The sequence below is a fragment of the Rossellomorea aquimaris genome (assembly GCF_020172085.1).
In the GTDB taxonomy this organism is placed as follows: domain Bacteria; phylum Bacillota; class Bacilli; order Bacillales; family Bacillaceae_B; genus Rossellomorea; species Rossellomorea aquimaris_E.
Map to the genome: position 1 here is coordinate 1,131,888 of NZ_JAIVAT010000003.1, position 14,112 is coordinate 1,145,999.

16 protein-coding genes and 1 riboswitch are annotated in these 14,112 nt (G+C 42.3%); of the genes, 14 read left to right on the forward strand and 2 right to left on the reverse strand.

The window, feature by feature from the left end:
• Positions 1–29 precede the first annotated feature (29 nt).
• Positions 30–1,535, forward strand: coding sequence for a phytoene desaturase family protein (locus LCL96_RS06615; protein ID WP_224940625.1), 1,506 nt, complete (start codon positions 30–32; stop codon positions 1,533–1,535).
• 45 nt (positions 1,536–1,580) lie between these two features.
• Here LCL96_RS06615 and LCL96_RS06620 read toward each other — a convergent pair whose 3' ends face one another.
• Together LCL96_RS06620 and msrA are read right to left on the reverse strand one after the other, a co-directional pair.
• Positions 1,581–1,739, reverse strand: a complete 159-nt coding sequence (locus LCL96_RS06620; protein WP_224940626.1) for a hypothetical protein — start codon at positions 1,737–1,739, stop codon at positions 1,581–1,583.
• Between the two features lie 54 nt (positions 1,740–1,793).
• Positions 1,794–2,327, reverse strand: a complete 534-nt coding sequence (gene msrA, locus LCL96_RS06625) for a peptide-methionine (S)-S-oxide reductase MsrA (protein WP_224940627.1) — start codon at positions 2,325–2,327, stop codon at positions 1,794–1,796.
• 222 nt (positions 2,328–2,549) lie between these two features.
• Positions 2,550–2,749, forward strand: a riboswitch (cobalamin riboswitch).
• A gap of 118 nt (positions 2,750–2,867) precedes the next feature.
• Here msrA and LCL96_RS06630 point away from each other — a divergent pair.
• The 13 genes from LCL96_RS06630 to proB all read left to right on the forward strand — a co-directional run bounded on the left by LCL96_RS06630 (position 2,868) and on the right by proB (position 14,104).
• Positions 2,868–3,833: an ABC transporter substrate-binding protein gene (locus LCL96_RS06630; protein WP_224940628.1), complete on the forward strand. Its 966-nt coding sequence runs from the start codon at positions 2,868–2,870 to the stop codon at positions 3,831–3,833.
• The gene (locus tag LCL96_RS06635) at positions 3,796–4,854 is read left to right on the forward strand and encodes a FecCD family ABC transporter permease (RefSeq protein ID WP_224940629.1); all 1,059 of its coding nucleotides are present in this window, start codon (positions 3,796–3,798) and stop codon (positions 4,852–4,854) included. The genes LCL96_RS06630 and LCL96_RS06635 overlap by 38 nt, the downstream gene beginning before the upstream one ends.
• Positions 4,851–6,317, forward strand: coding sequence for an adenosylcobinamide amidohydrolase (locus tag LCL96_RS06640; RefSeq protein WP_224940630.1), 1,467 nt, complete (start codon positions 4,851–4,853; stop codon positions 6,315–6,317). The genes LCL96_RS06635 and LCL96_RS06640 overlap by 4 nt, the downstream gene beginning before the upstream one ends.
• Positions 6,318–6,334: 17 nt before the next feature.
• On the forward strand, positions 6,335–6,883 hold the full coding sequence (locus LCL96_RS06645) for a bifunctional adenosylcobinamide kinase/adenosylcobinamide-phosphate guanylyltransferase (protein ID WP_224940631.1): 549 nt from the start codon (positions 6,335–6,337) through the stop codon (positions 6,881–6,883).
• Between the two features lie 2 nt (positions 6,884–6,885).
• Positions 6,886–7,674, forward strand: a complete 789-nt coding sequence (gene cobS, locus LCL96_RS06650) for an adenosylcobinamide-GDP ribazoletransferase (RefSeq protein ID WP_224940632.1) — start codon at positions 6,886–6,888, stop codon at positions 7,672–7,674.
• Positions 7,623–8,261, forward strand: a complete 639-nt coding sequence (locus LCL96_RS06655; protein WP_224940633.1) for a histidine phosphatase family protein — start codon at positions 7,623–7,625, stop codon at positions 8,259–8,261. Before cobS ends, LCL96_RS06655 begins: the two co-directional genes overlap by 52 nt.
• On the forward strand, positions 8,213–8,641 hold the full coding sequence (locus LCL96_RS06660; protein WP_224940634.1) for a bifunctional adenosylcobinamide kinase/adenosylcobinamide-phosphate guanylyltransferase: 429 nt from the start codon (positions 8,213–8,215) through the stop codon (positions 8,639–8,641). Before LCL96_RS06655 ends, LCL96_RS06660 begins: the two co-directional genes overlap by 49 nt.
• 12 nt (positions 8,642–8,653) lie before the next feature.
• Positions 8,654–9,244 (forward strand): cob(I)yrinic acid a,c-diamide adenosyltransferase, encoded by a 591-nt coding sequence (locus LCL96_RS06665; RefSeq protein ID WP_224940635.1) that lies wholly within the window; start codon positions 8,654–8,656, stop codon positions 9,242–9,244.
• Complete coding sequence (locus tag LCL96_RS06670; protein WP_224940636.1) at positions 9,234–9,719, forward strand: ECF transporter S component; 486 nt, start codon at positions 9,234–9,236, stop codon at positions 9,717–9,719. The genes LCL96_RS06665 and LCL96_RS06670 overlap by 11 nt, the downstream gene beginning before the upstream one ends.
• Entirely contained in the window at positions 9,716–10,432 is a 717-nt protein-coding gene (locus LCL96_RS06675) for an ATP-binding protein (RefSeq protein ID WP_224940637.1), read from the forward strand. Before LCL96_RS06670 ends, LCL96_RS06675 begins: the two co-directional genes overlap by 4 nt.
• 176 nt (positions 10,433–10,608) lie before the next feature.
• Positions 10,609–11,562 (forward strand): LCP family protein, encoded by a 954-nt coding sequence (locus LCL96_RS06680; RefSeq protein ID WP_224940638.1) that lies wholly within the window; start codon positions 10,609–10,611, stop codon positions 11,560–11,562.
• A gap of 460 nt (positions 11,563–12,022) precedes the next feature.
• Complete coding sequence (proC, locus tag LCL96_RS06685) at positions 12,023–12,868, forward strand: pyrroline-5-carboxylate reductase (RefSeq protein ID WP_224940639.1); 846 nt, start codon at positions 12,023–12,025, stop codon at positions 12,866–12,868.
• Between the two features lie 120 nt (positions 12,869–12,988).
• Positions 12,989–14,104 carry a glutamate 5-kinase gene (gene proB / locus LCL96_RS06690; protein WP_224940640.1) on the forward strand — a complete coding sequence of 372 codons (1,116 nt, stop codon included), beginning with the start codon at positions 12,989–12,991 and terminating at the stop codon, positions 14,102–14,104.
• The last annotated feature ends 8 nt before the right edge of the window (positions 14,105–14,112 follow it).

Genomic DNA, 14,112 nt, shown 5'->3' on the forward strand with positions numbered 1-14,112 from the left:
ATTATCTTTCTCGTAAGGAGGACATGAAAATGAAAAAGAAAGTAGTCATCGTCGGGGGCGGTCTTGCAGGAATGTCGACAGCCATCCGTCTATCTTCAGAAGGATACGATGTTACGATTTTAGAAAAAGGAGAAAGGCTCGGGGGGAAATTAAATAGAAGGGAAGGGAAAGGGTTTGTCTTCGATACAGGGCCTTCGATCCTGACAATGCCCTGGGTATTGGAAAAGGTTTTCGCTCATGCGAACCGTGACCTTAGTGATTACGTAGATATTGTAAGGGTGGAGCCAGGCTGGAGGACTTTCTTTGAAGATGGAAAGGTACTCGATGTTTCTTCGGATCTTCCTACCATGTTAGAAGAGCTAAAGAAGACCTCCATAGAGGATAGTCACAACTTCTTCAATTATTTAAATTACTGCGGGAAAATGTATGAACTTACGATGAAAAGCTTTTATAAAAAAAGCATCAACGGTTTACAGGATCTGCGCACCATGCATCCTGTCAAAGAATTACTGCAAATGGATCCAATGAAATCCATGGATGCTGCAAACCGTAGATTCTTCAAAGATAAGCATTTACAACAGTTATTTAATTTTCTCATCATGTATGTGGGATCCTCCCCATATCATGCTCCGGCTATTATGTCGCAATTGACTCATGTGCAGTTAGGACTAGGGGTTCATTATGTAAAGGGAGGCATGTATAAAATTGCAGAGGCCATGGCAAAGGTGTTGGAGGAACTTGGTGTGGAAGTACGATTGAATTGTGAAGTGGAAGACATTCTTACTTCAGGAACCCGTGCCGATGGAGTAAGAACAAAGATTGGCGAAGAATTGATGGCTGACATCGTCGTATCAAACTTAGAGGCAATCCCGTGTTACAAATCCCTGTTGGCAGACTATCACGAATCTTCAAAGGAAGCCAATGACCTGGGGAAATATGCGCCAACCGTTTCGGGATTGGTATTGTTACTGGGAGTTGACCGTAAATACGATCATCTCGCCCATCATAATTTCTTTTTCAGTAAGGATCCTCAAAAAGAGTTCAGGCAGATTTTTGATGAGAAAAAGCTTGCGGACGATCCGACAGTATATATCGGCATTTCATCTAAAACCGATCCGACCCAGGCCCCGGAAGGGAAGGAAAACCTCTTTGTGTTGACACATGTTCCCCCTTTGAGAGAAGGGGAAGACTGGTCTCAGTATAAGGACTCTTATCGCATGAAAGTGCTTGAGAAATTGGAGAAAATGGGTGTTGCCAACTTGAGAGATCACATCGAATACGAATATACATTCACGCCGAATGACCTTCAGAGTCTTTATGGTGCAAATGGTGGATCGATCTATGGAACGGTTACTGATAGAAAGCTTAATGGTGGATTCAAAATACCAAATAAGAGCAGAGTTCTCTCAAATATGTATTTTGTAGGAGGTTCAACCCACCCGGGAGGCGGCGTTCCCATGGTCACACTATCAGGTCAATTGACGGCAGAATTGATTCTGGAAGAGCAGATAAAAGTGAATCGATTTATTGGATAAAAAAGGGTGAGAGCTGAATTCCTTCAGCCCTCACCTATTTTCGTTTTACTTCCATTCAGAAGAATGGTCATCTACGGTATCCGAGTTGTTCACATTTTCTTCTTCCTCATCAGGATAGGGGTCAAAGAAATTGACGACTTTACCCGGGCCGGCGAATCCCACAACCTGCTCTTTATCGTTTTTGCTTTTGTCATTTTTCTTCATAAAAAAACTCCTTCCTACCCTTTAGTTTGTCGAAAGGAGCTTGATCTCATGCCATTAATTGTTTTTCCAATGATCATCGATGAATTGATCGCGGCCGGATTTTTCACGATCTTGTTTATACTCATCTGGATTCTTCTTATAGAACTTTTGATGATAGTCTTCAGCCGGATAAAAAATGGACGCAGGAAGGATTTTGGTGACAATCGGTTTCTTGAATCGTCCGCTTTCACCAATCGCTTTCTTAGTCTTTTCCGCTAATTGTTTTTGTTCTTCGTTGTGATAGAAGATAGCGGTACGATACTGGTCACCCCGGTCGTGAAATTGACCCCCTTCATCTGTCGGATCTATTTGGGGCCAATACAGCTCCAAAAGCCGTTCGTAAGGAAAAAGAGCAGGATTAAAGGTGATCTGAACCACTTCATAATGTCCGCTGTTTCCAGCTTTAATATCCTCATAAGATGGATTCTCAAGATGACCGCCCGAATAACCGGATATCACATCGATAATTCCCGGCAGTTCATCAAACGGTTTTACCATGCACCAAAAGCACCCTCCTGCAAAGGTAGCGACTTCTCTGTTTTCACTCATATTGCAAACCTCCTGTACCATATATGCCCCATTAAAGCAGTGAAGCAATTGCATGAACAGATTTTACCACGAAAGAATCATGGCGACAATGTATTTACTTAGCTGTCTATACGAAATCATGTCACTCGTTTTTCGGGCTATTCCTGCAATTTTCAACAAATTCACCAAAATTCATTTCCTATCCAATGGATTTTGTGTATAATTCTTTTGAACGGAACAGTTACATATGTTACAAGATCAGGTGAAGCGGAGGTCATGATACTTCTTAGCTTCTTAATAGGGAAGTTGGTGAAATTCCAACGCGGTCCCGCCACTGTAAATGGTAGTGAGCTGTAAACATACCACTGTGTAAATATACATGGGAAGGTGTCAGCGAGCAATGACCATGAGCCAGGAGACCTGCCTGATTTTTTCACACCAAATCTACGCGGATAGAAAGGTGTAATATGCATGTTGAGACCCTATTTATGCATCTTACACAACATCTCTAGTCCACTGGAGATGTTTTTTTCTGTCCAATCCGAACAGGGGGAAAAGGAAATGAAACACACATTCAAAGCACTACTTTCATTATTATTAGCCATCGGGTTCCTAACAGCATGTGGAACGGATGATGGAGATCAATCAAATAAAAAGGATACAGCTGAAACCACACAAGATCAATCAGGGTATCCGTTATCTCTAAATGACGCATTGGATCATAAGGTTACACTGGAAGAACAACCTAAACATATCGTTTCATTGATTCCAAGCAATACTGAAATCTTATTTGAGCTTGGATTAAACGAAGAAATCGTCGGGGTCTCCGATTTTGACAATTATCCTGAAGAAGCAGCGGATAAAGAAAAGATCGGGGGAATGGAGTTCAACGTTGAGAAAATCGTCAGCTTGGACCCGGATCTAGTACTTGCCCATGAATCTACTGCCAAATCGGCAGAAGAAGGGTTAAGTCAATTGAAAGATGCAGGCATCAACGTATTCATTGTTCACGATGCAAAAAGCTTTGAAGAGGTATATAATACGATTCAAGATATTGGAACACTTGTCGGGAAGAAGGATCAGGCTGAGTCCATCGTTTCTGACATGAAATCGGATCTGAAAACCATTCAAGAAAAAGCGAAAGATGTATCAGATAAGAAACGCGTGTATGTGGAAGTCTCACCTTCACCCGACATTTACTCGCCCGGTAAGGACACCTTCATCGATCAAATGCTGACGATGGTCAATGCTGAAAATGTTATGAACGATCAAGAAGGATGGGTTAAGGTAAATCAGGAAGCGGTCATCTCATCAAATCCTGACGTAATCATCACTACCTATGGTTATTACAGTGAAAATCCAAAAGAACAGGTAATGGATAGAGACGGATGGAAAGCAGTGAATGCTGTTAAGAATAGCGATGTTCAGGACGTCCATTCAGATTTAGTCACTCGTACGGGTCCAAGATTGGTTGAAGGAGTAGAGGAAATTGCAAAGTCGATCTATCCAGAGGTATTTGCAGAATAAAATAGGGGTAACGTACGGACTGGCTGGACTATTTTTAGTCATAGCCCTTCTGGCAGGTATTTCGATTGGAACGATTTCGATTCCACCAATGGATATTCTATATATCGTCGGTTCTAAATGGTTTGGATTTGACTTACCTGAAACGGTTGATCCCATGTTTACGAACATCGTGTATACCATCAGATTACCCAGGGTCTTATTAGCTCTATTGGTTGGAAGCTCCTTAGCTATCGCAGGAGCTTCTTTTCAAGGATTATTGCGAAATCCGTTGGCTGATCCTTATACATTGGGGGTTTCTTCAGGAGCATCGGTCGGTGCGGTCATCACATTATTTTTTCACTGGAGTATTCCGTTCATTGGGAAGTTTACGCTTCCCTTTTTCAGTATCATTTGTTCCATCATCACCGTATTTCTTGTATTGTGGTTTGCACAAAAAGTTGAGAGGACGATGAAGGTCGAAACCATCATCCTGACGGGGATCATTTTCAGCTCGTTTTTAGGTTCTTTGATTTCCTTAATGATCGCACTTACAGGAGAAGAGCTGAGGCAGATCATCGGATGGCTTCTTGGAAGCGTATCCATGAGGGGGTGGGATTACATTGCCATCATATTTCCTTTCTTCCTTTTAGGAGTAGTGTTGCTCCTTCTTAACAGCAAGGAATTGAACGGAATGAGTTTCGGGGAGGAACAAGCCCGTCATATCGGTATCTCGGTTCATAAAAGAAAGCTTCTCATATTAATTGCGGGAAGCATCCTAACCGGCGCAGCAGTTGCCGTATCGGGGACCATTGGATTTGTCGGTCTTGTCATCCCTCATTTCTTGCGAAGAATGGTCGGACATGATCACAAACATTTGCTTCCTCTTTCCATTATTGTAGGAGGCGGATTTCTCGTTCTTGCCGATTTGCTTTCGAGAACGGTCATTTCTCCGACTGAACTTCCCATTGGAGTGATTACCGCATTAATCGGTGCGCCGATGTTTGCGTATATTCTCTTAAAGAAAAGAGGGGTTTCTTCATGATCCATATAAACGGAGTTTCGGTTGGATATGACAATCGTAAAGTTGTGGAAGACATAAACTTTCAAATTGAAAAAGGGGAATTCTTTGGAATACTTGGCCCGAACGGAAGTGGGAAGACGACCTTGCTTAAAGCGATGACGGGTCTTCTTCCTTTAATGGAAGGCACCATTGCACTGAAGGAAAAGCCCCTTCATCAGTTTTCGTCAAGGGAATTGGCTAAACTCGTTGCAGTTCTGCCACAGATCTCATCTGCCCCTTTTTCTTATGAAGTGAGAGAAACCGTAATGCTTGGAAGGTATGCACATCAGAAAGGATTATTCAAGGGTACGACTGACCGGGATATAGAAATAGTTGATAAAGTAATGGAGCAGACGGGCATAGAATCGTTGCAGGACCGCTACCTGCATGAGCTGTCGGGGGGAGAACGACAAAGGGTGTTCCTTGCACAGGCACTTGCTCAAGAGCCTCAAATCTTACTTCTGGATGAACCGACTAATCATCTGGATCTTTCTTATCAGAAAATACTGTTGGATCTTATTCGAACTCAAACTATATCAGAGAAATTAACAGTCGCAGCCATCTTTCACGATTTGAATTTAGCGAGCCTTTACTGTGATCGATTGTTGCTTTTAGACAAGGGCAAAACAAAACTTCTCCATCATCCAGAAGAGGTGTTGAAAGAAGAACATATCGAAGCAGTGTATCATACGAAAGTTCAGAAACATGCTCATCCATCAGTGGCTAAACCACAGATGGTGATTGTACCAGAAGAAAATAAAACGGAAGACCCTGTTTTAGATGAAAAGTACATTATAACGAGTGAAGAATGCATCCATTTTGCTGCACCATTTCCGTTGAAATGTATGTCTTCCGGAATTATTGGGGCTGGAATAGGATGGTACTCACACTTTATTAATCGCAGAGTGCCTGTTGATTATGACAGCCCGGATTATCAAAAAGAGATGAGAGCGTTTCTTGTGAAAAAAGATGTAGATCCCTCTCTTTCTGTAGGTATGATGACTGCGCTTGATTTGACGAACCTGACTTACGCACGCTACGAGACAGGAGGAAGATCTGTTTTCGTCATGGTTACGGCAGGTGTTGGAAATGCAATGGATGTGTCAACTAGTTATCAATATGAGATTGAGTCAAAGCCAGGTACGATCAATACATGGATATTCATAAACGGAAATCTATCAGACGAGGCTTATATTGAAGCACTCGTGACGTCTACTGAGGCAAAGGTGAGGGCACTAAATGACATGGATATCAGAGACAGGCGTACTGGTCAGCTTGCTACTGGAACGCCAACAGACAGCATTCTTATCGCCTCAAGTCAAAAAGGAGATCCCGATCCCTTTGCCGGACCCATTACTCCGATTGGGAAACTGATCGGGAGAGGGGTATACGAGGTGACAAAAAAAGCCATTCAGCACTATAAGAAGAAACAAGGTGAAGGCTGAAGAGGAAGAGGCTTGTTATGGGGAAACTACTATTCATTACCGGAGGTGTCAGGTCCGGAAAAAGCTCATATGCTGAAAAACTGGCAGTTGCACTTAGAAAGTCAAATGAGGTACTGATTTATCTTGCATGCGGAGTGGTGACGGACTTTGAGATGGAAGAGAGGATAATAAAACATCGGCTTGATCGACAGTCCTCTCCTGAAAACTGGACAACCATTGAGCGCCCCAAAGCGATTCATGGCATTGTCGAATCTATTCCATCCAATTCCATTGTTTTGTTAGACTGTCTCACCACTCTTCTTACAAATGAGTTGTTCAGTTTGGAAAAGGTTGACTCAACGATCGTTGAGAAAGAAATCTATCAAGCTGTGAAACTGTTAATGGATAAAGCTGACGTGTTAATCGTAGTAAGCAATGAGGTGCTGTATGACATTCCATCGAATTCGAAGGATATACTTCGGTTTCAGCGGACATTGGGTAAATTGCATATGAACATGGTAGAGATGGCCCATACAGCGATTGATATGACAGTTGGAGTCCCGGTGGTAAAGAAGGGAGCTACATAGACATGATCGTATTAAAAAGCTTTTTACTTAATGTCCAGTTCTTTACCACTTTTCCAATCCGAAAAGAACTCTCGATGGGAAAAGAAGAATGGAAGTGGATGGTTCGGACTTTCCCTATACTGGGATTCAGTATAGGAGTGCTCCTTTCAAGCGGTTATCTGTTGCTTGCTGCATATACACCTATGAGCACTTTGGCATTATCGTTTTATATATGGGTTATGCCCATCCTCATCTCAGGTGGCCTTCATTTAGATGGTTATATGGATGCGAGTGACGCCTACTTTTCATATAGAGATCAAAATAGAAGATTAGACATCATGAAGGATCCCCGAGTCGGGGCATTTGGTGTCTTATCTGTATTGGTGTTGCTCTCTTCCCGATTTCTGTTCATTTACGAAACACTCCAAAACTCTGATTCTGCAGTGATCTCCATGGTCCTTGTATCGATTCCTATATTGAGCCGGCTGGTCATGGGGGCATGCCTCGTTCTTATCCCGCCAGCACAAAATTCAGGAATGGGATATTCCTTCAGTAAGCATATATCAATGAAAGAAATTCCCTGGCTCGTCCTTTTACCTTTATTAGTCGGAGTGTCAAGCATCCTCCTACATGATTTTGTTATGTATTCCTTATTCTTTATGGTCACAATCGGATGTTTCTGGTTCATTTATTTGAAAACAATCAAATGGTTCGGTGGTATGACAGGAGATACAGTCGGTGCAAGTGTAGAAGGAGTGGAATGGATTTTATGGATGACTATATGGTTATTGCAGTTATTCGACATGGTTTAACAGATGAAAATGAAAAGGGGAAGTATATCGGCTGGTCGAACCCAACCTTATCACGGAATGGGACGGAAATGCTCATGAAGTCAAAACAACGCTTCGAACAGTATGAATACTGTTTTTCAAGCGACCTTGACCGCTGTTTGGAAACGGTCCATCATTTGTTTCCTAAACTGCCGGTGGTATCATCCCCACTATTGAGGGAAATACACTTTGGAGAGTGGGAAGGAATGACCTATCAGAACTTGAAGGGCGATGAAGTTTTTCAGAAATGGGTGACCGATCCATTCCATTCGCCTCCAGGAGGAGAAGGGATGTCCCAATTTAGAAAACGAGTTGACGTCGCATGGGAACAGGTCAAGGATCAAGTGGAAGAAATGAATGGGAGACGTTATGCCGTCATTACTCACGGAGGTGTCATTCGGCATCTATTAACTACTTTATCCCCTAAAGAGGAACTTCGAACCTTTTGGGATTGGGAAATTAACCATGGAAATGGATATGAACTGGTTTGGGAAAAAGAAGAAGATTGGAGGCAGCAGATTTGTACTTCATTACGGGCGGTTCCTTTAATGGGAAGGCAGGATGGGTGAGACACGATTTTTGTTTAGAGAACGCTGATACACAATGGATTCCATTATTTGAGGGGGGCTTTGAAGAGATCCAGCCGGCAAAGTCAACCCTTGTATTGGAGGGACTAGAATATGCTGTTCGATTTTCCCTTATGCACTGCCAAGGTGATGTCAGGGAGAGATTTAGAGAACAGATGCTACGTTTAAGGAAGTGGGAAGAAGAACATCCAGAACGAAAAGTCATCTGGATCGGATCGGAAATCGGAAAAGGAATTGTCCCCATTGACCCCTTTTCCAGGGAGTGGAGGGATATGACGGGTTGGGTGTATCAAGACTTGGTGGAAGTGTCTCAAAAAGTATGGCTCGTATGGTACGGATTGGCTACAACATTAAAAGGGTAAAGGAGAGGTAGTATGCAACTTTATACAAGAACCGGTGACAAGGGTCAAACAAGCTTGATTGGTGGCAGGGTCGACAAAGATGATATCCGTGTTGAAGCATATGGTACTTTGGATGAGGTGAATTGTTTCGTTGGTCAGGCTATTTCCGAATTGGATCCTGATCGATTTCAAGATATATTGACCGACCTCGAGACCATTCAGCATGAACTGTTCGATTGTGGAGGGGACTTATCCAATGTCTCAAAAAAGAGAAAAAGTAAGCTACAGGAGGCATCTGTTCATTCGTTGGAGGAAAAGATTGACCGTTTGATAAAAGAAGCTCCTGCCCTTGAGAAATTCATCCTTCCAGGCGGAGTGAAAGCCTCTTCGAGTATTCATATTGCAAGGACCGTTTCCAGAAGGGCCGAGAGATGCATCGTATCCCTTTCAAAGACCGATGAGGACTTTCCTCATGTAACATTACAATATATCAATCGGTTATCAGACTACTTCTTTGCTTTGGCACGAGTGATCAATCACCGCAGCAACGTAAAGGACGTTGAATATATTCGGAGTGCCAACGTGTTTTCCTCCCGTAAAGTGCAGAAAAACAATGAAAAGTAATCTCAAATCACTTTTATTACTATCATTATTTATAGCTTTTTCTGCCATCGGAGGAATGGTGAAGATCCCGGCGGTTATCGGGACAGTTGCGCTGGACAGTATGCCTGCATTATTGGTCGCGTCTCTGTTCAATGGAAGGAAAGGGGCGGTTGTGGCTGGTTGTGGACATTTACTTTCCAGCCTATATGCAGGCTTTCCCCTTGGACCTCTTCATATCCTTATCGCCGCTGAAATGTCACTTGTTGTCTGGTTGTTCGGGTATGTATTTTCTAAAGGGAAACGTGTAATGGCGGCTGTCCTTTTTTTGATAGGGAACGGAATTTTATCAGCTGTTCCATTTATTTTTATTATAAGTGCTTCTTTTTACGTTGCAATTGTTCCTCCCCTTGTAATAGGGAGCTTTATTAACTTGACCATCGCCCACTTTCTATATCCTCCACTTGCTGCCAGATTACCACAGGGAGGAGCGGCATGATTGATAATCGGGATGTACTATCAGTAACCATCAATGAAGAAGACGAACTGATCATTGCGTCTGACTGCAGCGGTGGAATAGGGACGAAAACGGATGACGTGGTTCGAGTTGATCCTGAAGTGGTTGGATATTTCAGCTTTCGGGTTGCGGCGATGGAATGTTTGGCTGTCGGGGCATGTCTCAGGACTGTTCAGTTAATGAATTTCACAAGTGATGCAGTATGGGAAAAGTATACCCAAGGCGTTCGGAAGGGTCTGAGTGAACTGGATTTGGAGGATGTCCCTATAACCGGAAGTTCTGAATCCAATTTCAGCCTCAACCAGTCTGCTCTCGGAGTAACATGCATTGGTATAAGGAAGAAGGAGAGTCGGCAAGTATCCAGGGGACGTCTTTCATATGCTCTTATCGGTACACCACTAGTTGGTGATGAAGTGTTAAGACAGAAATCGTCTGTCGCCCCATTGGCTTTATTCAAGAAGTGCATAGAGCATCCTTCTATCTTCGATCTCTTGCCTGTGGGTTCTAAAGGTGTACGGCACGAACTTTCTGTAATCACAGGGAAGCCGTTGACCGAAAAAGATGTATCCTCATTGCATGACTTGGAGAAATCAAGCGGACCGGCCACATCATTTATCATTGCTTTTCAATCAGAAGAAGAACCAGCCGTTAGGAAACTGACAGAAAGCTACTATAGTTCCCTTCGTATTAATTGAAAGAACAACTAAATACTTTTAAGGATATTTGTGGTAAGATATATTTTCAAGGTGAGAGTGTATGGAGAAATGTGTTAGTTCATCCAGTATTCTGCGATTGTCAATTTCAAGAGTATAGAGTACTATTTCATACTATCATCGGTTAATTCATGAATGTCATAAAAGTAGGTGAAGAAATGGAGTCACGGTTAGATCGAAAGACCAAAAAGAAAAAACGCGGAAGAAAAGTGATTTTGGTATTATTACTCCTTATTTTTAGTTTACTCGGGTACGCTGCTTTTCAATTTTACAGCGGTTATAAAATGGCTGGTGAAGACCAGATGCAGGAAGATTATAAATTCAATGGTGTTAAAGACGAAAACGGGAAGGTTAATATTTTGTTATTGGGAGTCGATAGCAGAGGCGAGGAAAAGTCGAGAACCGATACGATGATGCTCGCACAAATTGATCCGAAAACAAATGAAACCAAGCTCGTTTCATTTATGAGAGATATATATGCAGAGATTCCCGGCTATAAAAACTATAAGCTGAATACCGCATTTTATTTAGGCGGTCCCGAATTGCTTAGAAAGACCATTAAGCAGAATTTCGATCTTGATATTCAGTATTTCATGATCGTCGATTTCAAAGGGTTTGAACAGTCGGTCGATATCCTGGCACCGGAAGGAATTGAAATGGATGTTGAGAAGGCCATGTCAGCAAACATCGGTGTATCCCTTGAACCTGGTGTCCAAAACCTGAATGGGAAGGAACTATTGGGTTACGCAAGATTCCGTCACGATGAACAGGGTGACTTTGGTCGAGTCGAAAGACAACAAAAGGTAATTGCAGCACTGAAAGATGAAGTCCTTTCCATTGGTGGCGTAACGAAGCTTCCGAAAATGGCAGGTTCTATCCAACCTTATATTCAGACGAACATGAGTAAACTGGATCAAATTTCAATAGCAAAAGATATCCTGTTAAGTAACAGCAGTGATATGGACAAGCTTACGATCCCTGTTGAAGGGTCATATGGATTTGGTAGTTACAGCGGAGTCGGTTCCGTTCTTGAGATTGATTTCGAAGAAAATATTCAAGCTCTGAAAGACTTTCTAAGTGGAAAAAGTAAGGATGAAGCTGCAACAGAATAAATACAAAATCCCGGTTAGTCATTCACGACTAACCGGGATTTTTTCATGTGGACGTATTAGTTGGCTACCTTCTGTGTCAGAACCGCGCCTATAGGATTAGATAGATGAAAATGGGTGGTTTCCAAATGAAAGTTAAAAGTAAAAATTCTGATTATACGCTTTCTCAGCCAATTAAAGGCCCTCAGAAGGAATCTGAATAACATAAATGGTAATGATAACGCTTCCACTAGCTATTTCGGCTAATTCCTTACTACTTCCTTTATTGCCCTTGATATCATTCTTCAGCATGTTACGATAATAAACGTTGTGAACAAAACACACGCCAATCAAGGGTTTTGGCGACATGTCATAACAAACATACAATGAATTGAATTAAAAACATTCCTTAAAATGTACGTATTAAAAACAAAAAATGTGTTTGAAAAACTTGATATAAAATTAGGAACGGGAGTGGATATGATTGTTAAAAAATAAAACGATTGCTTTTTTAGGTGCAGGAAATATGGCTGAAGCGATGATCTCAGGAACTGTACAAAGCGGAAAGATACCAGCAGAACAAATCATCGTTTCCAATCGAAGCGATCAAGGTAGACTTCAAGAAATGAAAGCTAAATATGATATCACAGCTTTAACAAAAGATGATCTGCCCTTTGAAAAAATAGATATTCTCATACTTGCTATGAAGCCAAAGGATATAGATAAAGCATTAGATTCCATCAATCATTTGGTAAGAAACGATACGGTGATTATGTCGGTACTCGCAGGAATCACAACTTCTCATATGGAAGATCAACTGCCTGCAGGTCAGCCTGTCATCCGTGTCATGCCGAATACGTCAAGTATGTTGAAGGAATCTGCAACGGCGATCAGTGCAGGTCGCTTCACTTCAAGAGAAGATATGGAAAACGCAGAAGAATTATTATCAAGCATTGGCGAAGTATTCGTCATTGAAGAAAGTCAAATGGACATCTTCACCGGAATTGCCGGAAGCGGTCCAGCATACTTCTATTATTTAATGGAACACATTGAAAAGACTGGTGCCGAGGCTGGATTAGATCCATCACTGGCACGGAAAATCGGCGCTCAAACCATTTTCGGTGCAGCCAAAATGATGCTTGAGCGAGAAGAGTCACCGACACAACTCAGAGAAAACGTCACATCCCCGAATGGTACTACAGCTGCTGGACTTGATGCACTCGCACAGTTTGGTGGAGGTAAGGCTATTTCAGAAGCTGTTAAGGGAGCAGAGAAGCGGTCGAAAGAAATCAGCTCATCCTTACAGTCCAAACAATTAGTTACGAGCTAATCCAAACATCCAATAACAAACACCTCATATAAATGATACCAGCCAAACCAGAAATACAGGTCCGTCCCTGCATAAAGAAAGAGGGGCGAGGGACGGACCCTTTTTACTAGGAGTGATTGAATGTCCCAAGATAATCAGAAGAAACGTATTGTCATTAAGATTGGAAGTAGTTCATTGACAAGCTTACATGGAGAAATGAGCCGCAGAAAGCTTGAACGCCTTGTGGATGAGGTTGTCCGTCTAAAGGACGACGGCCATGAAGTGTTGTTGGTTTCATCAGGAGCTGTCGCTGCGGGTTACCGTAAATTGGGTTGTTTGACACGCCCAAGTTCATTACCAGAGAAGCAGGCCGCAGCAGCAATCGGCCAAGGACTATTAATAGAAGCGTATTCCGATCTGTTAATTTCCAACGGATACGTGGCTTCTCAAATTTTGATCACTCGTAGTGATTTTTCTGACGAAGACAGATATAACAATGCAAGAAACACGATTAATGTCCTACTAGAAAGAGGAATCATTCCCATTGTGAATGAAAATGATACCGTGACGATTGACCGTTTGAAGTTTGGAGATAATGACACACTATCTGCTAAAGTTGCAGCGCTGGTTGATGCCGATCAACTCATCATTCTATCCGATATTGATGGGCTATATGATTCTGATCCACGCAAAAATCCAGATGCTGAACTTCTTGAAAGTGTGACAGAAATTACAGAGGATATTGAAGACATGGCTGGAGAACCTGGAAGCTCTGTCGGTACAGGCGGCATGAGATCGAAGATAGACGCATTTAAGATTACAATGGCATCCGGCATCCCAGCGTTCCTCGGAAAGTCTGGAAATGCAAACGTCATTTATGATGCTGTCCAACATACCGCTAAAGGAACCTATTTCGAATCGACGGAAGATTCTGTGAATCTCGATTCCAAAAAACAGTGGATTGCGTTCAATTCAGGCCCAGAAGGTGAAATCACCATCGATTCAGGAGCGAAAGACCGCATTTTAGAACAGAAGGAAAGCTTGACGATTGAAGATATCTATACTGTGAAAGGCCGATTTGATAAAGGTGCCGTCGTTCGAATTCTTGATAATCGCAATGAGGAAGTCGGGCTTGGAATCGTCAACTATCGTTCAGGAAAGCTTAAGAACCCAGCAGACATTAATGCAGATGAAATCGTAGTGGAAATCGATCAGCTAGTCTGTCATGTAGAAGTGCCGATTCCAGTAGGAGTATAATTTAGGAT

Excerpts from the sequence above, each read along its gene's own strand:
- LCL96_RS06620 (WP_224940626.1), bottom strand. The coding sequence starts at position 1,739 with ATGAAGAAAAATGACAAAAGCAAAAACGATAAAGAGCAGGTTGTGGGA.
- LCL96_RS06680 (WP_224940638.1), top strand. The coding sequence starts at position 10,609 with ATGGAGTCACGGTTAGATCGAAAGACCAAAAAGAAAAAACGCGGAAGA.
- LCL96_RS06630 (WP_224940628.1), top strand. The coding sequence starts at position 2,868 with ATGAAACACACATTCAAAGCACTACTTTCATTATTATTAGCCATCGGG.
- LCL96_RS06655 (WP_224940633.1), top strand. The coding sequence starts at position 7,623 with ATGGATTTTATGGATGACTATATGGTTATTGCAGTTATTCGACATGGT.
- LCL96_RS06670 (WP_224940636.1), top strand. The coding sequence starts at position 9,234 with ATGAAAAGTAATCTCAAATCACTTTTATTACTATCATTATTTATAGCT.
- LCL96_RS06640 (WP_224940630.1), top strand. The coding sequence starts at position 4,851 with ATGATCCATATAAACGGAGTTTCGGTTGGATATGACAATCGTAAAGTT.
- LCL96_RS06675 (WP_224940637.1), top strand. The coding sequence starts at position 9,716 with ATGATTGATAATCGGGATGTACTATCAGTAACCATCAATGAAGAAGAC.
- cobS (WP_224940632.1), top strand. The coding sequence starts at position 6,886 with ATGATCGTATTAAAAAGCTTTTTACTTAATGTCCAGTTCTTTACCACT.
- LCL96_RS06645 (WP_224940631.1), top strand. The coding sequence starts at position 6,335 with ATGGGGAAACTACTATTCATTACCGGAGGTGTCAGGTCCGGAAAAAGC.
- LCL96_RS06665 (WP_224940635.1), top strand. The coding sequence starts at position 8,654 with ATGCAACTTTATACAAGAACCGGTGACAAGGGTCAAACAAGCTTGATT.
- msrA (WP_224940627.1), bottom strand. The coding sequence starts at position 2,327 with ATGAGTGAAAACAGAGAAGTCGCTACCTTTGCAGGAGGGTGCTTTTGG.
- proB (WP_224940640.1), top strand. The coding sequence starts at position 12,989 with ATGTCCCAAGATAATCAGAAGAAACGTATTGTCATTAAGATTGGAAGT.
- LCL96_RS06615 (WP_224940625.1), top strand. The coding sequence starts at position 30 with ATGAAAAAGAAAGTAGTCATCGTCGGGGGCGGTCTTGCAGGAATGTCG.